This window comes from Sphingomonas sp. S-NIH.Pt15_0812, assembly GCF_003951315.1.
Taxonomy (GTDB): domain Bacteria; phylum Pseudomonadota; class Alphaproteobacteria; order Sphingomonadales; family Sphingomonadaceae; genus Sphingomonas.
On sequence record NZ_QLJH01000017.1, the window covers coordinates 1 to 24,940 of the forward strand.

The following is a 24,940-nucleotide window of genomic DNA, read 5'->3' on the forward strand; positions in this document are numbered from 1 at the left end:
ACCTGGTCGCCTTCGCCAAGACGCTAACCGGGCCCCGGCGCGGCGATCTTGGGGGCGGGGCGCGCCTCGACCGTCACCAGCGTCGCCAGGTCCGCGCCCTTGCCGCGCCGGGGCCCGGTTAGCGTCTTGGCGAAGGCGACCAGGTCGTGCTGCTTCACCTCGCCTACCGCGCCGGGCGGCAGGTCGCCGAGGATGAAGGGGCCGTAGCGGGTGCGGATCAGCCGGCCGACCTGGAGACCGAGATGCTCCAGCACGCGCCGGACCTCACGGTTCTTGCCCTCGGTCAGCGTCATCTCGATCCAGACATTGGCGCCGGTCCGCCGCTCCAGATTGGCGTCGATCGAGCCATAGCGGACACCGTCGATCTCGATGCCGTGGATCAGCTCCTCCAGCATCGCCTGGGTCACGTCGCCATAGGCGCGGGCGCGATAGGTGCGCTCGACCCCGGTCGCGGGCAATTCGAGCTGGCGCTTCAGCCCGCCATCGGTGGTGAGCAGCAACAGCCCCTCGGTATTCAGGTCGAGCCGGCCGACCGGCATGGTCCGCGGCAGGTCGCCGGGCAGCCGGTCATAGATGGTCGGGCGGCCGACCGGGTCCCATTCGGTCACCAGCAGCCCGACCGGCTTGTGATAGAGGAACAGCCGGGCCGCCTCGGGCGGGGCGACGGGCTCGCCGTCGACGGTCACGCCCTTCAGGCTGGTCAGGATGGTGGCGGGCGTGTCGAGCAGCGTGCCATGGAGCGCGATCCGCCCCTCGGCGATCATCTTCTCGATATCGCGGCGCGAGGCGATGCCGGCGCGGGCGAGCAGCTTGGCGATGCGGTCGCCCTTGGGGCGATCGCCCCCGGACTTGGTCTCTTCGGTCATGCAGGGCCGAATACATCTGAATGACCGCCGGAGCGAAAAAAACTTTGCGACTTGCACGGGCCGGACGCGTTATGATCCCCAGGCGAAACGAATGGGCGACCTGATGCTATTCGGGAGGAAGAAAAGACAGATCGTCAAGCTGTTGGTCGTCGAGGACGAACCACTGGTGGCGTTCGATGCCGAGCATGTCCTGTCGGATGCCGATTACGAGATCGTCGCCACCGTCGACAAGGTGGCGGACGCGATGGCGTTGCTGGCGGACGGGGTGGAGATCGACCTGGTGCTGGTCGACGTCAACTTGGCGGACGGGTCGGGGGTCGATGTCGCCCGCGCAGCACAGGCGCGCGAGGTGCCGGTGCTGTTCGTCACCGGAGCCTGCCCGCCCGAGGCGATCGAATTGGCGGCCGGATGCCTGTCCAAGCCCTATGCGCAGCGGGACCTGCTCGGTGCGATCACCGCGATCGAGGACGGGATGCAGGGCAAGCCGCCCCGCCGTCTGCCGCCCGGCTTCCGCTTGTTCGTTCAGGCCGCCTGATCTTCCTTCCGCCTGATTACCCTCTATGATCGCTCGTTTCGGGTGCCTCGACGTCGCGGGGCCGGGGAGCGTTGATGACGGATCGGGTACAGGGTGGCTGGTGGCAGGGGATACGCCCTTATTTCGAACGCGAACCGGTCGCCGCCTTCGCGCTCGGCATCTCCTCGGGCTTTCCCTATGCGATGATCGGCGCGACGCTGACTACGCGGCTGGCGCAGGACGGCATCGACAAGGCGACGATCACCGCCTTCACGCTCGGCTTCCTGGTCTATAATCTCAAGCCGTTCTGGGCCTGGGTAGTGGACGGCGTTCGGCTGCCGCTGATCGGCCGGCTGGGCCAGCGCGTGTCGTGGCTGGTCTTCGCCGGCATGCTGGTGATGGCGGCGGTGGCCAATCTGGCCTTTGTCGATCCCCGGCTGTCGCTCGGCGCGACGGTGGTCGCGGCGGTGCTGGTCGGCTTCGCGGGCGCGACCTTCGATATCGTCATCGACGCTTACCGGATCGAGACGCTGAAACCCTATCAGCTCGGCGTCGGCTCGGGAATGACGCAATATGGCTGGCGCATCGGCTCGGTGCTGGCGGGGTCGCTGGCGCTGGTGCTGGCGGCACGGATCGGCTGGGGCGGAGCCTATCTGGCCTGCGCCGTCTTCGCGCTGCCGGCGATGCTGACCGGGCTGCTGCTCGGCGAACCGGAGCGGCACCGCGAGCCGACCGCCCGGCGCGGGGTGGGCGAGGTCGTCGCCTCCATCGTCGGGCCGTTCGCGGAATTCTTCCGCCGGCAGGGTGCGGTGGTGATCCTGGCCTTCATCCTGATCCACAAGATCGGCGACACGCTGGGGCAGCTGGTGCTGCGGCTGCTGCTCAACGACCTGGGGTTCTCGAACGACGAGATCGCGATCTATGACATCGGGATCGGCTTCTGGGCCTATCTGATCGGCATCTTCATCGGCGGCGCGATCTATGCGCGGTTGGGGCTTAAGCGGTCGGTCTTGATCAGCCTTCTGCTCATGGCCGTGTCCAACGCCAGCTTCGCCTGGCTGGCGGCGAGCGGCCACAGCAACTGGGGACTGGCCGGCGCGATCGGCTTCGAGAATATCGCCAGCGGCATCGGCGGCGTGACGGTCATCGCCTATTTCTCGGCGCTCTGCGACCTGCGCTACACCGCCTCGCAATATGCATTGATCTCGGCGGCGGCGAGCGTCGTCGGCAAGGCGCTCACCGCCACCACGGCGGGCGGGCTGGTCGAGCGGATCGGCTATGTCGACTTCTATCTGCTGACCACCGTCATCGCGCTGCCCGGCGTGGTGCTGTTCTGGTGGATGAGCCGCAGCGGGCTGATCGACCGGTCGATCGGCTCCGCCGGCACCGCCGGGCCGGGTGACGCGCGGAATACCGGGCAGGGCGACGTCATCGACGTGTGACGTCGCCCGCCGGGTCGGGAGCGGCCGGGGTCAGCCCAGCCGCAACCGCGCCCGCGCCGCGTCATATTCGCGCTTCAGCCGGGCGATGCGGTCGCCGACCGGCTCGACCCGGTCGACCGCGCCGATGCCCTGGCCGGAACCCCAGATATCCTTCCACGCCTTGGCCTTGGAGCCGCTGTCGCCGCCGAAGTTCATCGTCTTGAAATCGCCCTCGGGCAGCGCGTCGGGGTCCAGGCCGGCGGCGACGATCGACTGGCGCAGGTAATTGCCGTGGACGCCGGTGAACAGGTTCGAATAGACGATGTCGCGCGCCCGGCCGTCGACGATCCCCTGTTTATAGGCGGGGTCGGCATTCGCCTCGGTCGTGGCGATGAAGGGCGAGCCGATATAGCCGAAATCCGCCCCCATCGCCTGCGCCGCCAGCACCGCGCCGCCGGTCGCGATCGATCCGGACAGCGCGAGCGGGCCGTCGAACCATTGGCGGATCTCCGCGATCAGCGCGAAGGGGGAGAGGCGACCGGCATGGCCGCCCGCGCCGGTCGCCACCGCGATCAGCCCGTCCGCGCCCTTGTCGACCGCCTTGTGCGCGAAGGTGTCGTCGATCACGTCGTGGAGCGTGATCCCGCCCCAGCCATGGACGGCGGTGTTCAGATCCTCGCGCGCGCCGAGCGAGGTGATGACGATCGGCACCTTCCATTTGGCGCAGGTCTCCAGGTCCGCCTCCAGCCGGTCGTTGGAGCGATGCACGATCTGGTTGACCGCAAACGGGGCGGAGGGCGCGTCCGGATGGTCGCGGTCATGCGCCGCGAGCTCCTCGGTGATGCGGTGCAGCCATTCGTCGAGCATCGCCTGCGGCCGGGCGTTCAGCGCCGGGAAGGAGCCGACGATCCCCGCCTTGCACTGGGCGATCACCAGTTCCGGGCCGGAGATGATGAACATGGGCGAGGCGATCACCGGCAGTCGCAGCCGGTCGAAGATGGCGGGTAGCGTCATGGGGCGGGAGCCTAACGACGCCAAGGCCGCTGTCCAGCGCTTGCGAAGCCCGGTTGGCCGCCGCATAGGTCAGCCGTCCTGACGTCCGGAGTTCCCGATGAAGCTTGCCGTAGCGTTGCTGCTGTCCCTGACCGTTTCCGCGCCCGCCATGGCGGCGGGACAATTGTCGAAGAATGTCGTGCCCTTGCTCTATGACATCGACGTTCGGCCCAATGCGAAGGCGATGACCTTCTCCGGCCGCGAATCGGTGACGGTCGATGTGAAGGCGCCGACGACCACGCTGACCCTCAACGCCGCCGAGATCGAAGTGAGCCAGGCGACGTTCGACGGCACGCCGGTGAAGGTCGCCTCCGACGCGCAGGCGCAGACGCTGACCGTGACGCTGCCCCAGGCCGCCAGCGTCGGCCAGCACCGGCTGACCTTCGTCTGGACGGGCAAGATCAACACCTCGGCCGCCGGCCTGTTCGCGATCGACTACAGCAATCCGGACGGCAGCCAGTCGCGGGTGCTGGCGACCCAGTTCGAGGCGCCCGACGCCCGCCGCTTCGCGCCGATGTGGGACGAGCCGGCGTTCAAGGCCAAGTTCCGCCTGACCACCAGCGCGCCGGCCGGGCAGACCGCCTTCTCCAACATGCCCGCCGCCTCGGTGACGAAGCAGGCGGACGGCAGCCAGCTCTATCGCTTCGGCGAGACGCCGGTCATGTCCAGCTATCTGCTGTTCCTGGGCATGGGCGACGTCGAGCGCAAGACGGTCACCTCGGGCAACACCCAGATCGGCGTCATCACCCGCCGCGGCGTCGTCGACCAGGGCGACTATGCGCTGGCCTCGGCCACCCGGCTGCTGACCTATTACAACGACTATTTCGGCCAGCTCTACCCGCTGCCCAAGATGGACATGATCGCCGGCCCCGGCTCCAGCCAGTTCTTCGGCGCGATGGAGAATTGGGGCGCGATCTTCTATTTCGAGCCCGAACTGCTGTTCGACCCGGCGCGCACCACCGAAAGCGGCCGCCAGCGCATCCACACCGTCGTCGCGCACGAGATGGCGCACCAGTGGTTCGGCGACCTCGTCACCATGGCCTGGTGGGACGATCTGTGGCTGAACGAGGGTTTCGCCTCCTGGATGGAGGGCAAGGCGACCAACGACCTGAACCCCAGCTGGAAGGCGGCGGATGCCGCGATCGCCTTCGAACGGGAAAGCGCGATGGCGATCGACGCGACCCAGGCGACGCATCCCATCATCCGCCATGTCGAGACGGTGGACCAGATCAGCGACGCGTTCGACGGCATCACCTATGCCAAGGGGCAGGCGGTGATCGGGATGCTGGAAAGCTGGCTGGGCGAGGGGCCGTTCCGCGACGGCATCCGCCGCTACATGGCCAAGTACAAGTACGGCAACACCGTCACCGACCAGCTCTGGAGCGAGCTGTCGGCAGCGACCGGCAAGAACGTCGCCGAGGTGGCGCGCGACTATACGTTGCAGGGCGGCGTGCCGCTGGTCACCATGACCGGGGCGCGCTGCACGGGCGGCAACACGGTGGTCACGCTGACCCAGGGCCGTTTCGGCCTGGATGATGCGTCGCGCAAGGCGCAGACCTGGCACGTGCCGATCAAGCTGGCGACGCTGGGCGGCGGCACGACCGATGCGATCGTGACGGGCGCGTCGCCCAGCTCGGTGACGGTCAAGGGCTGCGGCACGCTGGTGCTGAACCAGGGCAAGGGGTCGTACACGCGCGTCCAGTATGACGATGCGGCTCATGCCGCGATCGTGCGCGACTATACCCGCCTGACGCTCGGCGACCGGCTGGGCACGCTGGGCGACGATTATGCGCTGGCGGCCGGCGGCTATCAGGACCTGTCGCGCTATTTCGCGGTGCAGGACCGGGTGGGCGTCACCGCCGATCCGCTCGAATGGTCGCTGGTCGCCACCAAGCTCGCCGCGCTGACCGGCCTCTACCAGAATACGCCGCTGGAAGCGAAGCTGCAGGCCCGGCAGGCGGCGCTGTTCAACCCTGTGCTGGCCCGGATCGGGTTCGAGGCCAAGCCGGGTGAGTCGGCCCTGGTCTCCAACCTGCGCGAGACGCTGATCGGCCGGCTCGGCTATCTGGGCGATGCGCAAGTCGCGGCGCGGGCGCGGCAATATGTCGGCCAGCTCGCGGCCAATCCGACCGCGATCCCGCCGGCAATCCGCACGCCCATATTGGCGACCTTCGCCACCAATGCGACGCCGGCCGAATGGGACCAGCTGTTCGCGCTGATGCAGGCGGAGCGTTCGCCGGTCGCCAAGAATCGGTTCGTGTCGCTGCTCGGTGCGGCGCGCGACGAGGCGTTGGCGAAGCGGGCGCTGGAGCTGCTGAAGGGCAAGGCGCTGACCGACCCGCAAAAGGCCAGCCTGTTGCGCGCGATCTCGAACACGCATCCCGACCTAGCGTTCGACTGGGCGGTGGCAAATCGCGATCTGGTCAACGGCTTTGTCGAGCAGAGTTCGCAGGCACGCTATATCCCGTCGCTGGGCGGCGGATCGAACGATCCGGCGATGCCGGGCAAGATCAAGGCCTATGCCTCGCAATTCCTGCCCGAATCCGCGCGCAACGTGGCGGAACAGACGGTGTCGCTGATCGCGGTGCGCAAGGCGGTGGCCGATCGCCTGCGCCCGGCGACCGAGCGTTGGCTGGCGCGCTGAGCCCAGCCTGGCAGATGCTGGTTCGGGTCAGTCGATCCGGACCAGCGTCTCGGCATAGGTACGGCCGCGCACCGCATAATGGGCGGCGGACCGGCGCAGCCCCTCCAGGGCGGCATCGTCCAGCGTCCGCACCGCCCGCGCCGGACTGCCGACGATCAGGCTACGCGGCGGAAAGGCCTTGCCCTCGGTGACCAGCGCGCCCGCGCCGACCAGACAGTCTTCGCCGATCACCGCATGGTTGAGTATGATCGCGCCCATGCCGATCAGCGCCCGCGCGCCGATCGTGCAGCCATGCAGGATGGCGTGATGGCCGATGGTGCAATCCTCCGCCACGCTCAGCGGCGCGCCGGGATCGGAATGGAGCATCGCGCCATCCTGCACATTGCTGCGCGCGCCGATCGTGATCGCCGTATTGTCCGCGCGGATCACCGCGCCGAACCAGATGCTGGCCTCCGCCCCCAGCACCACGTCGCCGATCAGCTCGGCGGAGGGGGCGACCCAGGCGGTCGGCGAAAGGGTGGGGCGGCGGTCGCCAAGGGCATAGAGGGCCATGGTCGATAGCGTGACATGGTGGCGGGGGACCTGTCGAGCGGCATCCGCTCCGCTCGCCGCTGCCTGCTCCATCTATCGGAATTGCTGGCGGATTCCTCCTTGTCGCCATCGGCGGAAGGGATCAGGCTGATGCCATGGCCTTTGTCAGCATCACCCGCCTGCGCATCCGCAGCGTTCGCTTCATGCCGGGTTTCGCCGTGCATACGCTCCGCTCGCTGCACCAAGCGCGGCGGGCCGAGGGGCTGCTCGGCGGATCGCTGCTGGCGGATGCGCGGCTGGTGTTCTGGACGTCGACGATCTGGACGGACCAGGCAGCGATGCGTCGGTACATGACGAACGGCGTGCATCTGAAGGCGATGCCGCATCTGCTGCACTGGTGCGACGAGGCGAGCATCGTCCATTGGACGACGAATGATATCCACGCTCCGTCATGGCAGGAGGCGGACCGGCGGATGCGGAGCGAGGGGCGTCCGTCCAAGGTCCGCCACCCGAGCGCCGATCATCAGGCCTTGCGCTTCGTTCCGCCCCGGCCCCGGCCCGGCGGCCCGATCCGGCCGGTCCGCCCCTGAGCACCGGGTGGCCGAAGGCCCCCCGGCACCATGGCCATCCGCCCATGGTGCCGGGGGGGGGGGGGAGAGTAATCAGGCAGATGTGTCCAACGTCGCCATGTCGATGACGAAGCGATATTTCACGTCGCTCTTCACCATCCGTTCATAGGCGGTGTTGATCTCGGCCATGTCGATCATCTCGACATCGGCGGTCAGGCCATGCTCGACGCAGAAGTCGAGCATCTCCTGCGTCTCTGCGATGCCGCCGATCAGCGAGCCGGCGATCGCGCGGCGTTTGAACACTAGGTCGCCGACCGAGGGGGAGGGGTGCGGCGTTTCCGGCACGCCGACCAGAGTCATGGTGCCGTCGCGCTTCAACAGCCGCAGGAACGGATCGAGATCGTGCGCGGCGGCGACCGTGTTCAGGATGAAGTCGAAGCTGTTGGCGTGCTCCGCCATCGCGTCCGCATCGCGGGACACGATCAGGTCCTTGGCCCCCAGGCGCTTCGCATCGTCGCGCTTGTTGGGCGAGGTCGAGAAGACATAGACCTCCGCGCCCATCGCGGCGGCTATCTTCACGCCCATATGACCGAGCCCGCCCAGGCCGACGATGCCGACCTTCTGGCCCGGCCCGACCTTCCAATGCTTGAGCGGCGAATAGGTGGTGATGCCGGCGCAGAGCAGCGGCGCGACCGCCGCCAGATCCTGTTCCGCATGGCCGACGCGCAGCACGAAGTCCTGGTCGACGATGATATGGTCGGAATAGCCGCCGAACGTATGGCCGCCCATCACCGGCTCCGGCCCGTTATAGGTGCCGACGAAGCCCGTCGTCTCACAATATTGCTCCTCGCCCTCGCGGCAGGAGGGGCATTCGCCGCAGCTGTCGACCATGCAGCCGACGCCGACCGTGTCGCCGACCTGGAAGCGCGTGACGGCGGAGCCGATCGCGGTCACCGTGCCGACGATCTCATGCCCGGGCACGCAGGGATAGAGCGTGCCGGCCCATTCGCCACGCGCGGTGTGCAGGTCGGAATGGCAGACGCCGCAAAAGCGGATATCGATCGCCACGTCGTTCGGCTGCGGATCGCGTCGCTCGAACGAGAAGGGGGCGAGGGGCATGTCGCCGGACTGGGCGGCATAGCCATGGGCAGTGCTGGTCATCGAAACCTCGGTCAATAAACGAAAAGGGGCGGCACCCGCGAAACGGGTGCCGCCCCTGCACGAACGCGCGAAGCTTAGGCGAGGCTCAGGCCCACATCCACATTATCGCGCGTCGCGTTCGAGTAGGGGCAGATCTGGTGCGCGGTCTCGACCAGCTTCTCCGCCTGATCGCGCTCGATCCCCGGCAGGTCGACGACCAGATCGGCGGTGATGCCGAAGCCGCCGGCCGCGCGGGGACCGATGCCGACCGTCGCGGTCACCGAGGTGTCGTCGGGCACCTTCACCTTCAGCTGCTGGCCGGCGACCTTCAGCGCGCCGATGAAACAGGCCGAATAGCCGGCGGCGAAGAGCTGTTCCGGATTGGTGCCGTCGCCGCCCGCGCCGCCCAGCTCCTTGGGCGTCGACAGCTTCGCCGTGAAGCGGCCATCCTCGCTCTTCGCAGAACCTTCGCGGCCGCCCGTGGCAGTGGCGGCAGTGCTATATTTCACATCGATCGACGGCATCGTCATTCCTTCACGCTGAAATTCTTATCGTGATATATATACGGGAACGGCAATCGTCCAGACGCATTTGAGTACCAGTGGCAAAAAGGTGTAACATACTCGAATGACCGCTCGATTGTCCCATCCCGTACCGCTGGACGACCAGCTCTGCTTCGCCCTCTACGGCGCCTCGATGGCGATGACGCGCGCGTATAAACCGCTGCTCGACAAGCTGGGCATCACCTATCCCCAATATCTCGTGCTGCACGCCTTGTGGGAGGAGGACGGGCGCACGATCGGCCAGCTCGCCGAACGTCTGGCGCTCGAATCCAGCACGATCACGCCGCTGGTCAAGCGGCTGGAGGCCGCCGGCATCGTCACCCGCTCGCGCGACCCCAAGGACGAGCGCCATGTCCATGTCCTGCTGTCACCACCAGGCGAGGCGTTGAAGGCGGATGCCGAATGCCTGGCGGAGACGATCTTCGCGCGCACCGGCCTGTCGCTGGCGGACATGCAGGCACTCAACCGTCAGGTGCAGACGCTGCAACGCGCGCTGTCCAGGGCGGAGGCCTGACCGGCCGCCGGGCCCCGACCGCTCAACCCTCGGCGAGCAGGCGGTAGCCGACCCCCAGTTCGTTGGCGATCAGCGACCCGACCGGGCCCGGCGCCTCCAGCTTCTGGCGTAGGTTGCGCACGACGATGCGGAGATATTCGATTCGTGCGTCCTCCTCGCCCCGCCACGCGGCGGCGAGGATGCGGTCGTGCAACACCACCCGCCCGGCATGATGGGCGAGCTGCGCCAGCACGTCATATTCCTTGCGGGTCAGATGCACCTCCGCCCCGTTCCGCGTGACGATGCGGCGGTCGAGGTCGATCGTCACGGCGTCGCGCCGCACCAGCCGGGGTGCGACCGGATCGCGGTGGCGCAGCGCGACGCGCAGCCGGGCGAGCAGTTCCTCGCTGTCGAACGGCTTGGTGACGTAATCCGCCGCGCCCAGGTCCAGCGCCGCGACCTTCTGGTCGGTCGATTCGCGGGCGGACACGACCAGGATCGCGACATCGCCCGACCGGCGCAGCAACGGCACCAGTTCCAGCCCGTCGCGATCGGGCAGGCCGAGGTCGAGCAGCACCGCATCCGGGGTCTCGGTGCGGAACTGATCCAGCGCCTCGCGCCCGTTGCGCGCCTCGACCACACGATAGCCGGCGCGCTCCAGCGTGTTGCGGAGCAGGCGGCGGATCGGCTGGTCGTCATCGACGACGAGAATGGTGGCGGGCATCACGGTCTCATATCGCGTTGGGCGGTGTCCGCACCACCAAGGCGGGCGGAAAGGACAGGCTGAACCGCGCGCCGCCGCCGTCCGGTCGGTTGTCCGCTTCTATGCCGATTTCCATCGCCTCGGCAAAGGCCTTGACGATGGCGAGGCCGAGACCCGTGCCGCCGACCGCGCGGTCGCCGCCCTCGAACCGGCGGAACGTCTCGAACACCTCCGTCTCGCGACCGGGCGGCAGGCCGGGGCCCTGGTCGAGGATCGACAGGCAGAGCCGGCCGAACCGGTGCGTCCCCTCGATCACGATCGGGGTGCCCGGATCGCCATAGCGCCCGGCATTGTCGAGCAGGTTGAGCAGGCAATGGTGGAGCAGATGCGGGTCGGCGCGGACCAGGGGCAGGTCGGGCGGCACGTCGAGCCGCAAGGGATGGCCCTCCAGCGCGCGGCGCGCGTCATGCGCCGCGCTCGCGACCGCGTCGCTCAGGTCGATCGCGTCGATCTGGAGCTTGAGCGCGCCCGCCTCCACGCGCGCCATGTCGAGCAGGTTCGCGACGAAGCGGTTGAGGCGCAGCGCCTCGGTCTCCACGGTCACCAGAAGCGGATCGTCATGGCGATGGCGCAGCTCGGCGGTGGCGGCCAGCACGGCGGTCAGCGGCGTGCGCAGATCGTGGCTGACCGAGGAGAGCAGCGCGCCGCGCAGCCGGTCGCGGGTGCGGATCGCCTCGAGGTCGCGCATCTCCCCCTCCAGTCGATAGCGTTCGAGGACCAGCGCGGCCTGGTCGAGCAGGCTGACCAGCAGCGGCATCCGGTCGGGCCGGATCGGATCGCCCGCCTGCGGATCGGACAGGCCCAGCACCGCCAGCACCCGCTCGCCCGCGACCAACGGCAGGAACAGCCATTCGGAAGCGGCGAGCGTGCCCGATCCCTTGCCGGCGGCGGCGCGCGTGTCGTGCGCCCAGGTCGCGGCGGCGAGGTCCATCGTGTCGAGATTGTACTCGCTGTCGCTGGCCGCCTGCACGACCATGCCGCGCCCCTCGGCGGGGGCGAGCAGCACGGCGCGCCCGTCGAACAGCCGCGCGATCTCCGCACAGATCGTCCGCCGCACCGGCTCGACCGCGCCAAGCGCGGTGAGTTCGCGCAGGAAGCCGGCCAGCGTCGCATTGGCATTGGCGCTGGCGGCGGCGAGATCGGCCTGCGCGCGCACACGGGCGGTCAACTGGCTGGTGACGATGGCGACGCCCATCAGGACCAGCACCGAGACGACATTCTCCGGATTGCTGATCGACAGCGTCCCGGTCGGCGGCAGGAAGAAGAAGTTGTACGCCAGGCACGAGGCGAGGCCGCCATAGAGGCCGGTGCGGAGCCCGAACAGGCTGGCCGCCGCCATGACCGGCAACAGATAGAGCAAGGCGATATTGCCGAGCGCCAGCACCTGGAACAACAGGGTGCCGAGCGCGGTGACGCCCGCGACCATCAGCGTCGTCCAGACATAGCCGGCGCGCGATCCCCAGGACGCCGCCGTGACCGGGCGGGCGACGCGGGCGGCGCGCGGCGTATCGGCGAGCGGCATGACATGGACGGTGACGCCGGGCAGCTCGCGCACCAGCCGGTCGACGACCGATCCGTGCAGCAGTTCGAACCAGCGGCTGCGCACCGTCTTGCCGACGATCAGCTGGGTGGCGCGCGCCTCGACCAGATGCGCCTTCAGCCCCTCCACCACCTGGACGGCGGGAACGGTGGCGATGCGGCCGCCGAGCCTGGTCGCCAGGTTGAGCGTCGTGGCCAGCCGGCGATGATCGTCCGCGCCGAAATTCTGCTGGCGGGGCGTCTCGATGAACAGCGCAGTCCATGGGGCGTGGAGCGCATCGGCCAGCCGCTTGGCGAAGCGGACCAGTCCTTCCGCACCGGGCAGTTCGTTGATCGCGACCACGATCCGCTCGCCGCCGGCCCAGGTGCCGCCGACGCCCAGGCTGCGGACATGGTCCAGCATCTGCGCGTCGACCGCCTGCGCGGCCCGGCGCAGCGCCAGTTCGCGGAGCGCCGACAGGTTGGACTTGGAGAAGAAATGGCCGAGCGCCCGCGTCGCCTCCTCGGGCAGATAGACCTTGCCCGCCTTCAACCGTTCGATCAGCTCGTCGGGCGGGATGTCGACCACCTCGATCTCGGCGGCTTCCAGCACCCGGTCGGGCACCGTCTCGCGCACGCGGACGCGCGTGAAGCTGGCGACGACGTCGTTGAGGCTCTCGACATGCTGGATGTTGACGGTGGAGTAGACGTCGATCCCCGCCGCCAGCAGCTCCTCGACATCCTGATAGCGTTTGGGGTGCCGGCTGCCCGGCGCATTGGTGTGGGCCAGTTCGTCGACCAGCACCAGCCGGGGGTGGCGGGCCAGGACCGCGTCCAGGTCCATCTCGTGCAGCAGGTGCGCGTCATGCGTGACGGCGCGGCGGGGAACGATCTCCTGCCCGCGGGTCAGCGCCTCGGTCTCGGCGCGGCCATGCGTCTCGACCACGCCGATCACCACGTCGACGCCGTCGCGCCGCCGGGCCGCCCCCTCGGACAGCATCTCGAACGTCTTGCCGACGCCGGGAGCGGCACCCAGGAAGATCTTCAGCCGGCCGCGCCCCTCCGCCTGGGCCTGGCGGAGGAGCGCGTCGGGATCGGGGCGAGCGGGATCGCTGTCCGGCATCGGCGATGAGGATCAGCTGCGGGCGGCGGCGTCGAGCGCGCGGTTAAGCGCCAGGACGTTCACGCGCGGGTCGCCGAGCAGCGGCCGCACTGTGATCGACGCGACGAGCGTGCGGACCCGGTCGAGCGGCAGACGGCGCGCGGCGGCGATGCGCGGCGCCTGCGCCAACGCGGCGGCCGGCGACAGGTCCGGGTCGAGGCCGGAACCGCTCGCCGTGACCAGATCGGCGGGCAGGGGACCGGTGATCCCGGCGGCGCGGGCGGCGGCGACATCCGCCTTCACCCGGTCGGCCAGCGCCTGCGACGTCGGTCCGAGGTTGGAGCCGGACGAAGCCATGCCGTCATAGCCCTTGCCCGCCGCCGAGGGGCGGGTGCGGAAATAGCGGTCACTGGTGAAGGCCTGCCCGACCACGGTCGACCCGATCACCTGTCCGGCCGCGTCGCGCACGAGGCTGCCGTTCGCCTGGGCGGGGAACAGCAGCTGGCCGATCCCCGTCATCGCCAATGGATAGGCGAGGCCGAGCAGCGCGGCGAACAGGAGCGCCAGCACGATCGCCGGACGCAGTGCGGTGGTGAAATCCTTGCCCATGAGATATGTCCTTACGCGAGGCCGAGGCCGCCGACCACGAGGTCGATGATTTTGATGCCGACGAACGGCGCGACCAGCCCGCCCAGGCCATAGACCGCCAGGTTGCGCGCGAGCAGCGGTCCGGCCGCCATCGGTCGATAGGTCACGCCCTTCAGCGCCAGCGGCACCAGCAGCGGGATGATCAGCGCATTGAAGATGATCGCCGACAGGATCGCCGATTGCGGCGTCGCCAGCCCCATGACGTTGAGCACCCCCAGCCCCGGATAGAGCGCGACGAACATCGCCGGGATGATCGCGAAATATTTCGCCACGTCATTGGCGACCGAGAAAGTGGTCAGCGCGCCGCGCGTCATCAGCAACTGCTTGCCCAGGCCGACGACCTCGATCAGCTTGGTCGGGTCGCTGTCCAGGTCGACCATGTTGCCCGCCTCGCGCGCGGCCTGGGTGCCGGTGTTCATCGCCACGCCGACATCGGCCTGGGCCAGAGCGGGCGCGTCGTTGGTGCCGTCGCCGCACATCGCGACCAGCCGGCCGCCGGTCTGCTCCTGCCGGATCAGCGCCAGCTTGTCCTCCGGCGTCGCCTGCGCCAGGAAGTCGTCGACCCCGGCCTCCGCGGCGATGGCGGCGGCGGTCAGCGGATTGTCGCCGGTGATCATCACCGTGCGGATGCCCATCTGGCGCAGCTCGCCGAAGCGCTCGCGGATGCCGGCCTTCACCACATCCTTCAGGAAGATCGCGCCGAGCAGCCGGCCGTCCCGCGCCACCGCCAGCGGCGTGCCGCCGGCCCGTGCGATCTCGTCGGTGATGCGGCGGAGTTCGGTCGCCGTCGCCGTCTCGCTGAGGCCCGGATGCGCGCGCAGGATCGAGTCCACCGCGCCCTTCTGGATCAGCATGTCGCCGATCGCCACGCCCGAGGTGCGGGTCTGCGCGGTGAAGGGGATGACCTCCGCCCCCGCCGGCAGCACGGCGATGGTGACGCCGAAATCCTGCCGGGCGAGCACGACGATCGAGCGGCCCTCGGGCGTCTCGTCGGCCAGGCTGGCGAGCAAGGCCGCCTCCGCCAGGTCCTGTGCCGGGGTGCCGCCGACGGGGCGGAACTCGCTCGCCTGCCGGTCGCCGATGGTGATCGTGCCGGTCTTGTCGAGCAGCAGCACGTCGACATCGCCCGCCGCCTCCACCGCCCGGCCCGACTTGGCGAGGACGTTGAAGCGGACCAGCCGGTCCATGCCGGCGATACCGATCGCCGACAGCAGCGCCGCGATCGTGGTCGGGATCAGCGTGATCAGCAGCGCGGCCAGGATCGCGACCGGGATCGATCCGCCGGCATAGGTGGCGAAGCCGGGGATGGTGGCGACCGCGATCAGGAAGATGATGGTCAGCCCGACCAGCAGCAGCGTCAGCGCGATCTCGTTGGGCGTCTTCTGCCGCTCGGCCCCCTCGACCAGTGCGATCATCCGGTCGAGGAAGCCTTTGCCCGGCTCCACCGTCACCTTGACGCGAATCTCGTCGGAGATGACGCGCGTGCCCGCCGTCACCGCCGACCGGTCGCCACCCGCCTCGCGGATCACCGGCGCGCTCTCGCCGGTGATCGCGGCTTCGTTGACCGAGGCGACGCCGGCCACGACCTCGCCGTCCGACGGGATCAGGTCGTTGGTCTCGACCAGCACCACGTCGCCGATGCGCAGCTGGCTGGCGGGTACGTCGTCCCAGTCGCGGCTATCGCCCTTCAGCCGCTTGGCGGTCAGTTCCGCCTTGGCGGCGCGGAGCGATGCGGCCTGCGCCTTGCCGCGCCCCTCCGCCAGCGCCTCGGCGAAGGTGCCGAACAGCACCGTCAGCCACAGCCAGACGACCAGTTGCAGCTTGAAGCCGAGGGTCAGGCCGTCATGGCCGATGACCAGCAGCACGGTCATCAGCGCGGCGACCGCCGCGGTCACGAACATCACCGGGTTGCGGATCAGGTCGCGCGGGGAGAGTTTCAGGAACGACGCCCGGATCGCCGGCACGACGAGGTCGGCCGTGAACAGGCTCTTTGCTTGGGATTTCGCCACCTTGGGCCCCCTGGTCAGAATGTATGCCCGCCGAGCATCGCGAGATGGTCGGCGATGGGACCGAGCGCGAGGCTCGGCAGGAAGGTGAGGCCGCCCAGGATCAGGATGATCCCGACCAGCAGCCCGACCCACAGCCCGCCCGTGGTCGGGAAGGAGCCGGCGCTCTCGGGCACCTGGCGCTTGGCGGCGAGCGATCCGGCGATCGCCAGCATCGGCACGATCACGAAGAAGCGGCCGATCCACATCGCCACGCCCAGCAGCCCGTCATAGAAGGGCGTGCTCGCGGTCAGCCCGGCAAAGGCGGAGCCGTTGTTCGCCACCGCCGAGGTGAAGGCGTAGAGGATCTCCGAGAACCCGTGCGGTCCCTTGTTGAGCGGTCCGGCGAGCCCGGCGGGCAGGACGGAGGCGAGCGCGGTCATCCCCAGGATGACGAGCGGCAGCACCGCGATCGCCAGCACCGCCAGCTTCACCTCGCGCGATTCGATCTTCTTGCCGACATATTCGGGCGTGCGACCGACCATCAGCCCGGCGACGAACACCGCCAGGATCGCGAAGAGCAGGAAGCCGTAGATGCCGGCGCCCACGCCGCCGATCACGACCTCGCCCAACTGCATGTTGAACAGCGGGACGAGGCCACCGAGCGCGGTGAAGCTGTCGTGCATCGCATTGACCGCGCCGCACGAGGCGGCGGTGGTGATGGTGGCGAACAGCGCCGACCCAGCGATGCCGAAGCGGACTTCCTTGCCCTCCATATTGCCGCCCGCGACGCCCAGTTGATGCAGGATCGGGTTGCCCGCCGCTTCCGCCCAATAGGCGACGGACGTGCCGGCCAGGAACAGGATCAGCATCGCGGCCAGGATCGCCCAGCCCTGGCGCGGATTGCCCACCGCCTTGCCGAAGGTCCAGGTCAGGCCGGTGCCGATCAGGAAGATCGACAGCATCTGGAGAAGGTTGGTCAGCGCGGTCGGGTTCTCGAACGGGTGCGCGCTGTTGGCGTTGAAGAAGCCGCCACCATTGGTGCCCAGCATCTTGATCGCCTCCTGGCTGGCGACGGGGCCGAGCGCCAGCGTCTGGCGCGCGCCCTCCAGCGTCTGCACCGAGACGCTGCCCGCCAGCGTCTGCGGCACGCCCTGCGCGATCAGCACCAGCGTATAGACGAGGCAGATCGGCAGCAGCAGGTAGAGGGTGATGCGGATGATATCGGCCCAGAAATTGCCGACCGTCTTCGCCTGCGCCCGGCCGAAGCCGCGGAACAGCGCGAAGGCGAGGGCGATGCCGGTCGCCGCCGACAGGAAGTTGTGGATGGTCAGCGCCAGCATCTGGCTGAGGTTCGACATGGTCGACTCGCCGGCATAGCTTTGCCAGTTGGTGTTGGCGGTGAAGCTGATCGCGGTGTTGAACGCCAGATGCTCGCCCACCGCCGGCAGCCCGTTGGGGTTGAGCGGCAGCACCGCCTGCAACCGCAGCAGCGCATAGGTGAGGAGCATCAGCACCGCGTTGAAGAACAGCATGTGCATCGCATAGCGACGCCAGCCCTGCTCCTTGGCGGGATCGATCCCGGCGGCGGCATAGAGGCCGCGCTCGACGGGCGAGAGGATCAGGTGGAGCGGCGTGCGCCGCCCCTCGTACAGCGCGAAGAGCCACAGGCCCATCGGCTTGGCGGTCGCGACCAGGATCGCGACGAAGGCCAGGATCAGGAACCAGCCCTGCATGGTCATGGAACCGCTCCCTTCAGAAGCGCTCGGGGCGGATGAGGACCGCCACGAGATAGAGGAGGAGGCCGAGTGCGGTCAGCGCCGCCAGCCAGAGATCGAGGGTCATGGTCGCATGGCTCCTCAGGCGTGGTCGCACAGGCGGACATAGGCGAAGGTCAGCGGCGCCAGCCCCGCCATGATCGCGACCCAGATCAGGTCCTGCATGGTTGCTCTCCCTTGGACGTCAGAAGGCGGCGGTCAGCGAGGCGAGCAGCGTGCCGCCGGCGATGTTGCCGGTGCCGTCCTGTCCCTTGCTGAAGCTCGGCCGCAGATAGGCCGCGTCGCGATTGGAAATGTCGGTGCCGACATAGGCGAGGCCGAGCGTCAGCCGCTGCACCGCGATGTCCGCGCCCAGCGACCAGTCCCAATAATGGCCGGTCGGCGAGACGGCGGTGGCATTGGGCCCCAGGCCATTCTGGCCCCAGCTATGGCCGATATGCGCTTTGGCGGTGACCGGCGTGCCGGCGACCGCGACCGCGCCGTCGCCCCAGAGGTAGAGATTGTCCCCCTTCGCGCCCGGCCGGCTATAGGCGCCGGCGGCCGCCTCCGCGCCATTCGCATACCATTTGCCGATCGCCTGCTGGCGCGGCGCATAGGCGATGCCGGCGGTCAGCGTGGCGGGACCGGCGGTGCCGGTCAGCTTGCCATAGGGTTCGGCGAAATCGGTCTTGGCCGCGCCGCCCGGATAGACATACCAGGTCAGCCCGACATCCAGCGTCGCGTTGCCGGCCAGCGCGGTCTTGTAGCCGCCGATCAGGTCCAGCTCCATGTTCGCGCCGCCGAACGTGCCCCAGCCGGCCAGGTTCGATGCCCAGGTGCCGATATAGAGGCCGCTGTCATGGGCGATGGTCAGTCCCGCCTGCACCGCCATCTGCCGGTCGCTCTGCGACACGCCGCGGAAGCGATAGTCGGACACGATCGCCGCCGACCCGCTGACGCTGATCGCGGGCGGCGGGGCGGTGGGGGTGGCGGGATCGGTGGTCGTCTGCGCCGCCGCAGCCGTCGTCAGGGTCGCGGCGGCGAAGGCCACCGCGCAGGAAAGTCGTTTCATGACACGCCCCAAAGGGCGACGCGTGCTGCGCCGCCTACATCAAGGCCGAGCAATTAGGTCCGACGGGCGTAGCAATTCGAGAGCGATTCCGGGGAAGCGCATAGTGCTGGCATATAGTGCGCGCCGCGCTGGCTAGGTCAGGCAGCGGGCAACGACGCCGACAGGCGCCGGATCACCGCATCCTGCCGCGCCGCCTCCGCCGCCGCATCGCGTTGCAGGGCGGTGAGGGCCGGATAGTCCGGGGCGAGCGTCGCGGCCCGATCGGCGCCGCGCCCCTCCGCGTCGCTGGCGATGGCGGTGGCCTGTGCGCGCCAGTCGTCGAGTTGCGCCAGCGCGGTCTGCGCCTCCAGCCAGGCGTCGCTGCCCACCGCCGCCCCGCGCGCGGCGGCGGCGGCGCGCTCGGCGCGGGCGGCATCGCGATCGAAGCCGGCGCGCACCGTCTGCAGCTGCGCGGTCTGCGTGGCGATCATGCGGTCGAGCGCTGGATCGGGGCGCACCGGCGCGCGGGGCGGCGCGGCCGGCTCATCGAAGCCGCGCGCCTCCACCGGCCGCTTGGCGAGCGAGGGATAGCCATTGTCGCGCTCACCCGCACAGGCGGCCAGGCCCAGCGGCAGCAGGAGGGCGGGCAGGGCGGCGCGAGCGAGCGGGTTCATCCCCCAGCCGTAGAAGCCCCGATTTTTTGACGCAACGCCCTTGCGCGCCCGACGAACCCTGCTAAGAGCGCAACTCCAATGCGCGCCCGTAGCTCAGCTGGATAGAGCATCAGACTACGAATCTGAGGGTCGGACGTTCGAATCGTTCCGGGCGCGCCACTTTCCCCTTCCGTTGCAGATTATTCTCCGGATCGGGACATAGCGGCGAGATACCGATCGATCGCCACGGCCGGGCCGATGGCGACTGCATAGGCCAGCACATCTCCGATCGCGAACACCCGGCCGAGCAGCAGCGCGCCCATGCGGGTTTCCCTAAAGACGTCGAGTGCGGGGCTGTGATAGCGTTGCGACAGCTCGATGGCGGTCGTCACGACGATCGCGGCGAGGCCGGCGCGATCCCGCGGCCACCGGGGGCGGGCGGTGGAGACGATCCAATAGATCATCATCGCCCACAAGATCGAACCGCCATGCTTGATGATCGCGGGCTGCAGGCCGAGCGGCAGCGTCCGGATGGCAAGACCGGCCGCCAGCGTGCCCAGGATCAGGATGGCGGACAGCCATGACGGGCGCGGCGAGCTGGGCCTAGTCATGGCGGGATGCCGGCAAGTCGATCCGGAAGGTCGCGCCCGGGGCGATGTCGCGATCCACCGCGATCGTGCCGCCTTGCGCCTCCAGCAGGGATCGGGCGATCGGTAGTCCCAGGCCGGTGCCGCCCTGGGTCCGGCGGCTGGTGAAGAAGGGTTCGAACACGCGATCCCGGTCGCCCGGCGGGATGCCGGGACCGTTGTCGCTGACCGTCAGGATCACCGTGTCGGCGCCATCCTCGCCCGTGATCCGCACGCCCGTCGCGCCCGCCTGGCGGCTGTTCTCGATCAGGCTCGACAGCACGGCCTCGACCGCGCCTTGCGGGACCGCGACCCGCTGCAAGATAGTGGGCATGTCCAGGGCGATGCCGATCCCAACCTGCGCATCCGCGACCCGCCGCACGGCGTCGCGCGGATCGGTCGTCACGCCATCGGCGCTCGCTTCCATGTCGGCGCGCGCCAGGTCGAGCAGTCGGCTGACCAGCTGCGTCAGTCGCGCGCCATCGGCGGCGATGTTGGCGAGGAAGCGGTCGCGGTCTGCCGAAGCCATGTCGGGATGGTCCTGCAACAGCTCGACCGCGCCGCGGATGCTGGCGAGCGGCGTCTTGAACTCGTGGCTGACGGCGTGGGCGAAATCGCGGAGGTAGCGCGAGCGACGCTCGATCGCGGCGGCCATGCTGCCGAAGTCGCGATAAAGCGCCTGGATCTCGATCGCGGCCGTGGTCGGCGCATCGGGCACCGCGCCGCCACCGCTGGCGACCGCCCGCGTGGCGGTGCCCAGCGCCTCGACCGGCCGGACGATCCCGCGCGACAGCAGGCCGCTGAGCACCACCAGCGTCCCGAAGATCAGCACCACGCCCAGCGCGATCTTGCCCCGGTCGGCCTGCAGCCCCGCGAGCAGCGCGCGCGGCGGGCGGGAGAGCAGCAGTGCGCCCACGACGCGTCCATCGGCGATAACCGGAGTGGCGAGGTCGATGCGCAGATCGGCGGCGCGGCTCAGCCATTCGAGCATGCCGGATTGCTGGTAGCCGGCATTGCGACGCAGGACGATGGCCGGCTGTCCGTCCAGGGCGGCGCGCACCTCCGGCAGGTTACCGATCGCCCGACCCGCCTGCGGTCCGGTGAGCAATAGGCCGCGTCGATCGAGCAGCAGCATATCGGCCCCCGTCGCGGCCGCCGTCACGCGCAGGACGGGTGTCAGCGTCTGGCTCCACCTGCGGGTGGCCGGGCCCGGTTGGCGGGGTGTGGCGACGGAAGCGGGGCGGGCGGGCAGGATCGGCGTCAGCCGCAGATCGATGGAGGGCACCCGCGCGCGCGGCACGGCGATGGTCCCGCCGCTGCCCCAGGCCAGTGCGGCCGTCGCCGACAGGGCGGTGGCCTGCGCGACCAACTCCACCTCGGTCTGGCGCACCAGCGCATTTTCGTAGACGCGCAGGAACAGAGCACCGAACCCCGGCAACGCCGCGACGAAGGTGAAGGTCAGGAGCAGGATCGTGCGCAGCCGCAGCCGGGGCCAGTGCCGGCGGACGACGCGCTTGAACGGCTCGATCATTCCGTCCCGCAGGCGCCGAGGCGGTAGCCGATGCCGGCGCGGGTCTCGATCACGTCCTCCGCGCCGACCCGTGCGAACTTGGCGCGCAGGTTGCGGACATGGCTGTCGATCGTGCGGTCCGTAATCGCGAAGCCCGGCCCGTGCAGCCGGTCGATGATCGCGTCGCGGCTGAACACCTTGGACGGCATCGTCGCCAGCGTGCGCAAGATGCCGAACTCGGTGACGGTCAGCGCGACGACCTGCCCCGCCCAATCCGCCTGCCAGCCATCGGTGTCGAGCGACAGTCGCCCGCAGCGCAACGGGCTGGCGGTCGCGTCCGCCACGGCGGGCGGGCGGGCGGCGACCCGGCGCAGGATCGCCATCACCCGCGCCACCACCTCGCGCGGGGAAAAGGGTTTGGTGACATAATCGTCCGCACCCAGTTCGATGCCGAGTACGCGGTCGAGTTCGTCGTCGCGGCTCGACAGGAACAGGATCGGCACGTCGCTGGTCGCGCGCAGGCGGCGGCAGACCTCGATCCCGTCCATGCGCGGCATGTTGATGTCGAGCACGATCAGGTCGGGCGCGGCGCTGGTCGCCGCTGCCAGCGCCGCCTCGCCGTCGCCCGCCTCGATCGTGTCGAGCCCGGCCTTGGTGAGCGCGAAGACCAGCAACTGGCGGATATGGGGATCGTCGTCGGCGATCAGGATGGTGCGTGGCATGGGGCAGGGGATCATCATCATCCGGTCTCCGGTCAAGGCCGTGGCGGGGCGGACAGGTCGATGATCCGGCCGTCGCAGTCGCGCCGGCTGTCCTTGGGGAGAAGCCCGGCGCCGGCCGGACGGGCCCCGATTTGCGTGCGCGCCTGCGCCAGACGACGGGCGCCCCGGGGCGTCCAGCCGGTCCAGTCCGCCTGTCGGCCCGCCAGGTCATCGATGATCCGGCCCCGCACATGGCGCACCCTGTCGCGGGTGGTCGGGTCCATTGGCCGGCGTTCCAGCTCGATCAGGGGCAGCAAGGCGCCGTCGCCGACCTGCGACAGGTAGCAGAGGTCGATATCTGCCGGGGCCTGGTGCCGGACGTTCCATGCCGCCGCGACCGCGCCCAGATCGAGAAAGGCGCAGGGTGTCAGCACCACCAGCGCCGCCGCCGCGTTCCGGTTGACCAGCCAGGTTGCGCTGCGACCCTTCAGAATGCGCCAGCCGATCGTCGCCAGCCCCAGCGCGATCAGTGCCATCCAGGCCAGCGCCGCGATCCGCCAGCCGGTGAGCATCGATGCCTCGATATAGTCGATCGTCCGCCAGACGCTCGACGCCACCAGGATCATATTCTGCGCGACCCACAACAGCACCATGCGCCGCGCCCAGGGATGACGCTCGCTGGCGCTGCCCGGCCGCAGCATCGCCAGCGCCACCACGCCGGCAAGCAAGGCGGTGACGATCAGTGGATAGGCGCCGCGATGGACATATTCCGCCTGGGTCAGGCCGGCGGGCAGGGGGCCGCCGCCCCACAGCACCGCGATGTCGATCAGGTTCTGGACCGCGAACAGCGCGTTGAAGATCGCCAGCGCGATCAGCACCGACGGCAGCGAGGTGCCGGGCAGGACAGGTTCCGGATCGGGCAGGCGCCCGGCGATGCACAGCACGGCGGGATGCGGGCGCAGGCTGGGCCAGAGGCCGAAACCGACGGCGATCCAGGTGACGATCTGCCAGGGTGACGGCACATGCACCGCCGCGAGGGCATGGGCGATCACCGGGTTGGCTGCCGCGAACAGGGCCAGAAACAGGCCGCCGCCGAGCAGCGGCAAGGCCAGTATCGCTAGCGTGGCGCGTACGCCGCGCCGCTCGCCACCCGTCCGACGCAGGCTCTGGCGGAGATCGGCGAGCGGCTGGACGCCGCTGCTCGCGGCATGGAGCCCGAGCCGTGCCGCCCAATGCCAGGCGTCGTCAAAACCTATGGTGCGCGGCATCAGCGCGGCAAGCGAGAGCGCGCACCAGAACAGCGTCCAGCCCAGCGCACCGGGATCGTCGACCAGGGAAAGGAGGAACAGCATGGCCGCAGCCATCGCGATCCAAGCGCGGCGGTCGCGCCGCACGTCGGTCCGCGCGGCGACCAGTCCGATCAGCCACAGGCCGGCGAACAGGCCGGTCACGGACCCCGCCGGACCCCCGGGGAACATCCAGTCGAAGGCGGTGACGAGCGCGATCGCGACGCCTATTTTGACGAGAAAAGTGAACGGCACGCCATGCTCCTTCGGTCGGGAGCCTGTCGTCTAGGCGGCGGTCATGCGGCCTTTGGCTGGCATCATGGGGTGTTCGGTGGAGATGATGTGCAGATCGCGTGCATCCGTGCAAAATGGTCGGACCGGATCGTCATCGCTTCGCTCGGCTTGCAACGACCGATCGGGTCACATCGATGTCATCTTGCTCTAGCGCGTCCAATGCTTCTCCTGTGCGACCTCCTCGCCCGCGCGGTCCAGCACGTCCCCGGCGATGATGGTCCTGACGAAACGCATCGCTTCCGCATCGCCGCCGGCCGAGCGTTGACCGGAATGCCGCGCCGTGCCGGGCGCGCCGTAGCGAAGCTGCCAGCCACCATTGTCGCGACAGGCCATGCCGGCGACATGCCGGGCCGAGAAGCTGCGGCAAAAACCACCCTGCCTGTCCCGGAACGACAGGGCGACGCACACGCTGCCCGGTTTGCCCGACAAATGCCGGTTGAACGCGGTGGCGATCAGGCTGTCCCCAACCGCGCGCGGCATTGTCCAGCGGAAGGGCTGACGCAGGGCCGTCGACGGTGCGCGCTTCACCTGTGTATCGGCGAGCGAGTAAGTGGTCGCGGACAGGGGCGGGGACGCGGACGGAGCCTCTTAGTCCCGTGCGATCGGATTGAAGGGGTCGGCGGAATGCGCCCTCAGCCGGCGATGGCGATCCGCCGTCGCGGCCAGCACCTGGGCCGTCGCCACCGCAGCGGCGACCTGCGCCGCCACCCCGTCATCGAGTTCACCATCAGGCTAGGCGGTTAGGGTTGCGTCGTCGATCGGTTCGGCCATGGTCCACGTCTCCAGCATCGGCACCTGTCGCCCACCCCCATGCCTGGCTGGTCAGCGTGCCGAGCGGTACGTCCGGCATCGCCGTCGCCTCGCCATAAGCGGGCCTGTCGATCATCGCCAGCGTCGCCGCCGCGCTGACTGTCGAGCATGCGGGCTCTATCGCGATCGGATCGTCGAGCCAGATGCGTGGCTCCACACCGCGGTCCATACCGGCCGATAGGGCATGCAGAACCGATTAAGGTTTTGCGGCACAAAGATGTTCTTTGGGATGGTGGTGGACGCACTTGGGCTCGAACCAAGGACCCGCTGATTAAGAGTCAGCTGCTCTACCAACTGAGCTATGCGTCCGTACCGTGGCGAGGATCTCGCCGGCAGCATACCCTGGAGAGGGCAGGAATGGTGGACGCACTTGGGCTCGAACCAAGGACCCGCTGATTAAGAGTCAGCTGCTCTACCAACTGAGCTATGCGTCCATTCCGTG

The 24,940-nt window shown here is 69.2% G+C and carries 24 protein-coding genes and 3 tRNA genes; 6 read left to right on the plus strand and 21 right to left on the minus strand.

Annotated elements, in window-relative coordinates; genetic code table 11:
- Positions 1 to 23: 23 nt before the first annotated feature.
- Positions 24 to 866, minus strand: coding sequence for an RNA pseudouridine synthase (locus tag BRX43_RS12225; RefSeq protein ID WP_125995250.1), 843 nt, complete (start codon positions 864 to 866; stop codon positions 24 to 26).
- Positions 867 to 969: 103 nt separating this feature from the next.
- On the opposite strand from BRX43_RS12225, the gene BRX43_RS12230 reads away from it, so the two are divergent.
- Both BRX43_RS12230 and BRX43_RS12235 read left to right on the plus strand, forming a co-directional pair.
- On the plus strand, positions 970 to 1,401 hold the full coding sequence (locus tag BRX43_RS12230; protein WP_125995398.1) for a response regulator: 432 nt from the start codon (positions 970 to 972) through the stop codon (positions 1,399 to 1,401).
- 74 nt (positions 1,402 to 1,475) lie between these two features.
- The gene (locus tag BRX43_RS12235) at positions 1,476 to 2,822 is read left to right on the plus strand and encodes an MFS transporter (RefSeq protein WP_125995252.1); all 1,347 of its coding nucleotides are present in this window, start codon (positions 1,476 to 1,478) and stop codon (positions 2,820 to 2,822) included.
- Positions 2,823 to 2,852: 30 nt separating this feature from the next.
- Here BRX43_RS12235 and BRX43_RS12240 read toward each other — a convergent pair whose 3' ends face one another.
- A complete protein-coding gene (locus tag BRX43_RS12240) occupies positions 2,853 to 3,815 on the minus strand; it encodes a nitronate monooxygenase family protein (RefSeq protein WP_125995254.1) in 963 nt (320 codons plus the stop codon).
- 97 nt (positions 3,816 to 3,912) lie between these two features.
- On the opposite strand from BRX43_RS12240, the gene BRX43_RS12245 reads away from it, so the two are divergent.
- On the plus strand, positions 3,913 to 6,498 hold the full coding sequence (locus BRX43_RS12245; protein ID WP_125995256.1) for a M1 family metallopeptidase: 2,586 nt from the start codon (positions 3,913 to 3,915) through the stop codon (positions 6,496 to 6,498).
- A gap of 27 nt (positions 6,499 to 6,525) precedes the next feature.
- On the opposite strand, the gene BRX43_RS12250 is transcribed toward BRX43_RS12245, so the two are convergent.
- Complete coding sequence (locus tag BRX43_RS12250; protein WP_125995258.1) at positions 6,526 to 7,050, minus strand: gamma carbonic anhydrase family protein; 525 nt, start codon at positions 7,048 to 7,050, stop codon at positions 6,526 to 6,528.
- 134 nt (positions 7,051 to 7,184) lie between these two features.
- Here BRX43_RS12250 and BRX43_RS12255 point away from each other — a divergent pair, with 134 nt between their 5' ends.
- Positions 7,185 to 7,619 (plus strand): DUF3291 domain-containing protein, encoded by a 435-nt coding sequence (locus tag BRX43_RS12255; protein WP_125995260.1) that lies wholly within the window; start codon positions 7,185 to 7,187, stop codon positions 7,617 to 7,619.
- Between the two features lie 72 nt (positions 7,620 to 7,691).
- On the opposite strand, the gene BRX43_RS12260 is transcribed toward BRX43_RS12255, so the two are convergent.
- Together BRX43_RS12260 and BRX43_RS12265 are read right to left on the minus strand one after the other, a co-directional pair.
- Entirely contained in the window at positions 7,692 to 8,759 is a 1,068-nt protein-coding gene (locus tag BRX43_RS12260; RefSeq protein WP_125995262.1) for an NAD(P)-dependent alcohol dehydrogenase, read from the minus strand.
- A 74-nt stretch (positions 8,760 to 8,833) separates the two neighbouring features.
- Positions 8,834 to 9,262: an organic hydroperoxide resistance protein gene (locus BRX43_RS12265; protein ID WP_125995264.1), complete on the minus strand. Its 429-nt coding sequence runs from the start codon at positions 9,260 to 9,262 to the stop codon at positions 8,834 to 8,836.
- 103 nt (positions 9,263 to 9,365) lie between these two features.
- On the opposite strand from BRX43_RS12265, the gene BRX43_RS12270 reads away from it, so the two are divergent.
- Positions 9,366 to 9,815 carry a MarR family transcriptional regulator gene (locus BRX43_RS12270; RefSeq protein ID WP_125995265.1) on the plus strand — a complete coding sequence of 150 codons (450 nt, stop codon included), beginning with the start codon at positions 9,366 to 9,368 and terminating at the stop codon, positions 9,813 to 9,815.
- Between the two features lie 22 nt (positions 9,816 to 9,837).
- On the opposite strand, the gene BRX43_RS12275 is transcribed toward BRX43_RS12270, so the two are convergent.
- The 8 genes from BRX43_RS12275 to BRX43_RS12310 form a co-directional block, all read right to left on the minus strand.
- Positions 9,838 to 10,518 (minus strand): response regulator transcription factor, encoded by a 681-nt coding sequence (locus BRX43_RS12275; protein WP_125995267.1) that lies wholly within the window; start codon positions 10,516 to 10,518, stop codon positions 9,838 to 9,840.
- A 7-nt stretch (positions 10,519 to 10,525) separates the two neighbouring features.
- On the minus strand, positions 10,526 to 13,198 hold the full coding sequence (locus BRX43_RS12280; protein ID WP_125995270.1) for a sensor histidine kinase KdpD: 2,673 nt from the start codon (positions 13,196 to 13,198) through the stop codon (positions 10,526 to 10,528).
- A 12-nt stretch (positions 13,199 to 13,210) separates the two neighbouring features.
- Positions 13,211 to 13,786, minus strand: coding sequence for a potassium-transporting ATPase subunit KdpC (gene kdpC, locus BRX43_RS12285; RefSeq protein WP_125995272.1), 576 nt, complete (start codon positions 13,784 to 13,786; stop codon positions 13,211 to 13,213).
- A gap of 11 nt (positions 13,787 to 13,797) precedes the next feature.
- Positions 13,798 to 15,834, minus strand: coding sequence for a potassium-transporting ATPase subunit KdpB (gene kdpB / locus BRX43_RS12290; RefSeq protein ID WP_125995274.1), 2,037 nt, complete (start codon positions 15,832 to 15,834; stop codon positions 13,798 to 13,800).
- Between the two features lie 14 nt (positions 15,835 to 15,848).
- A complete protein-coding gene (gene kdpA, locus BRX43_RS12295) occupies positions 15,849 to 17,552 on the minus strand; it encodes a potassium-transporting ATPase subunit KdpA (RefSeq protein WP_125995276.1) in 1,704 nt (567 codons plus the stop codon).
- A gap of 13 nt (positions 17,553 to 17,565) precedes the next feature.
- The gene (gene kdpF / locus BRX43_RS12300; protein ID WP_038665721.1) at positions 17,566 to 17,655 is read right to left on the minus strand and encodes a K(+)-transporting ATPase subunit F; all 90 of its coding nucleotides are present in this window, start codon (positions 17,653 to 17,655) and stop codon (positions 17,566 to 17,568) included.
- A gap of 117 nt (positions 17,656 to 17,772) precedes the next feature.
- On the minus strand, positions 17,773 to 18,639 hold the full coding sequence (locus BRX43_RS12305) for a TorF family putative porin (protein ID WP_125995278.1): 867 nt from the start codon (positions 18,637 to 18,639) through the stop codon (positions 17,773 to 17,775).
- A gap of 137 nt (positions 18,640 to 18,776) precedes the next feature.
- Entirely contained in the window at positions 18,777 to 19,292 is a 516-nt protein-coding gene (locus BRX43_RS12310) for a hypothetical protein (protein WP_125995280.1), read from the minus strand.
- Positions 19,293 to 19,374: 82 nt separating this feature from the next.
- Here BRX43_RS12310 and BRX43_RS12315 point away from each other — a divergent pair.
- Positions 19,375 to 19,451: transfer RNA gene (locus BRX43_RS12315), tRNA-Arg, on the plus strand.
- A 20-nt stretch (positions 19,452 to 19,471) separates the two neighbouring features.
- Here BRX43_RS12315 and BRX43_RS12320 read toward each other — a convergent pair.
- The 8 genes from BRX43_RS12320 to BRX43_RS12355 form a co-directional block, all read right to left on the minus strand.
- On the minus strand, positions 19,472 to 19,882 hold the full coding sequence (locus tag BRX43_RS12320) for a DUF2809 domain-containing protein (protein WP_125995282.1): 411 nt from the start codon (positions 19,880 to 19,882) through the stop codon (positions 19,472 to 19,474).
- On the minus strand, positions 19,875 to 21,428 hold the full coding sequence (locus tag BRX43_RS12325) for a HAMP domain-containing sensor histidine kinase (protein WP_125995284.1): 1,554 nt from the start codon (positions 21,426 to 21,428) through the stop codon (positions 19,875 to 19,877). The genes BRX43_RS12320 and BRX43_RS12325 overlap by 8 nt, the downstream gene beginning before the upstream one ends.
- Positions 21,425 to 22,129, minus strand: coding sequence for a response regulator transcription factor (locus tag BRX43_RS12330; RefSeq protein WP_164523596.1), 705 nt, complete (start codon positions 22,127 to 22,129; stop codon positions 21,425 to 21,427). The genes BRX43_RS12325 and BRX43_RS12330 overlap by 4 nt, the downstream gene beginning before the upstream one ends.
- Before the next feature lie 32 nt (positions 22,130 to 22,161).
- Entirely contained in the window at positions 22,162 to 23,649 is a 1,488-nt protein-coding gene (locus BRX43_RS12335) for a DUF4173 domain-containing protein (RefSeq protein WP_125995286.1), read from the minus strand.
- Positions 23,650 to 23,835: 186 nt separating this feature from the next.
- Positions 23,836 to 24,216 (minus strand): hypothetical protein, encoded by a 381-nt coding sequence (locus BRX43_RS12340; RefSeq protein WP_125995288.1) that lies wholly within the window; start codon positions 24,214 to 24,216, stop codon positions 23,836 to 23,838.
- Positions 24,217 to 24,415: 199 nt separating this feature from the next.
- Complete coding sequence (locus BRX43_RS12345) at positions 24,416 to 24,655, minus strand: hypothetical protein (RefSeq protein WP_206433199.1); 240 nt, start codon at positions 24,653 to 24,655, stop codon at positions 24,416 to 24,418.
- A gap of 76 nt (positions 24,656 to 24,731) precedes the next feature.
- Positions 24,732 to 24,807 (minus strand) — tRNA-Lys (locus BRX43_RS12350).
- A 49-nt stretch (positions 24,808 to 24,856) separates the two neighbouring features.
- Positions 24,857 to 24,932 (minus strand) — tRNA-Lys (locus BRX43_RS12355).
- Positions 24,933 to 24,940 lie beyond the last annotated feature (8 nt).

What these genes read in the sequence shown, in the direction of transcription:
- BRX43_RS12320 (WP_125995282.1), bottom strand. Translation starts at nt 19,882, where the DNA reads ATGACTAGGCCCAGCTCGCCGCGCCCGTCATGGCTGTCCGCCATCCTG.
- BRX43_RS12255 (WP_125995260.1), top strand. Translation starts at nt 7,185, where the DNA reads ATGGCCTTTGTCAGCATCACCCGCCTGCGCATCCGCAGCGTTCGCTTC.
- BRX43_RS12310 (WP_125995280.1), bottom strand. Translation starts at nt 19,292, where the DNA reads ATGAACCCGCTCGCTCGCGCCGCCCTGCCCGCCCTCCTGCTGCCGCTG.
- BRX43_RS12330 (WP_164523596.1), bottom strand. Translation starts at nt 22,129, where the DNA reads ATGCCACGCACCATCCTGATCGCCGACGACGATCCCCATATCCGCCAG.
- BRX43_RS12265 (WP_125995264.1), bottom strand. Translation starts at nt 9,262, where the DNA reads ATGCCGTCGATCGATGTGAAATATAGCACTGCCGCCACTGCCACGGGC.
- BRX43_RS12325 (WP_125995284.1), bottom strand. Translation starts at nt 21,428, where the DNA reads ATGATCGAGCCGTTCAAGCGCGTCGTCCGCCGGCACTGGCCCCGGCTG.
- BRX43_RS12235 (WP_125995252.1), top strand. Translation starts at nt 1,476, where the DNA reads ATGACGGATCGGGTACAGGGTGGCTGGTGGCAGGGGATACGCCCTTAT.
- kdpA (WP_125995276.1), bottom strand. Translation starts at nt 17,552, where the DNA reads ATGACCATGCAGGGCTGGTTCCTGATCCTGGCCTTCGTCGCGATCCTG.
- BRX43_RS12250 (WP_125995258.1), bottom strand. Translation starts at nt 7,050, where the DNA reads ATGGCCCTCTATGCCCTTGGCGACCGCCGCCCCACCCTTTCGCCGACC.
- BRX43_RS12280 (WP_125995270.1), bottom strand. Translation starts at nt 13,198, where the DNA reads ATGCCGGACAGCGATCCCGCTCGCCCCGATCCCGACGCGCTCCTCCGC.
- BRX43_RS12240 (WP_125995254.1), bottom strand. Translation starts at nt 3,815, where the DNA reads ATGACGCTACCCGCCATCTTCGACCGGCTGCGACTGCCGGTGATCGCC.
- kdpF (WP_038665721.1), bottom strand. Translation starts at nt 17,655, where the DNA reads ATGACCCTCGATCTCTGGCTGGCGGCGCTGACCGCACTCGGCCTCCTC.
- BRX43_RS12230 (WP_125995398.1), top strand. Translation starts at nt 970, where the DNA reads ATGCTATTCGGGAGGAAGAAAAGACAGATCGTCAAGCTGTTGGTCGTC.
- BRX43_RS12225 (WP_125995250.1), bottom strand. Translation starts at nt 866, where the DNA reads ATGACCGAAGAGACCAAGTCCGGGGGCGATCGCCCCAAGGGCGACCGC.
- kdpC (WP_125995272.1), bottom strand. Translation starts at nt 13,786, where the DNA reads ATGGGCAAGGATTTCACCACCGCACTGCGTCCGGCGATCGTGCTGGCG.
- BRX43_RS12270 (WP_125995265.1), top strand. Translation starts at nt 9,366, where the DNA reads ATGACCGCTCGATTGTCCCATCCCGTACCGCTGGACGACCAGCTCTGC.
- BRX43_RS12260 (WP_125995262.1), bottom strand. Translation starts at nt 8,759, where the DNA reads ATGACCAGCACTGCCCATGGCTATGCCGCCCAGTCCGGCGACATGCCC.
- BRX43_RS12275 (WP_125995267.1), bottom strand. Translation starts at nt 10,518, where the DNA reads ATGCCCGCCACCATTCTCGTCGTCGATGACGACCAGCCGATCCGCCGC.
- BRX43_RS12245 (WP_125995256.1), top strand. Translation starts at nt 3,913, where the DNA reads ATGAAGCTTGCCGTAGCGTTGCTGCTGTCCCTGACCGTTTCCGCGCCC.
- BRX43_RS12305 (WP_125995278.1), bottom strand. Translation starts at nt 18,639, where the DNA reads ATGAAACGACTTTCCTGCGCGGTGGCCTTCGCCGCCGCGACCCTGACG.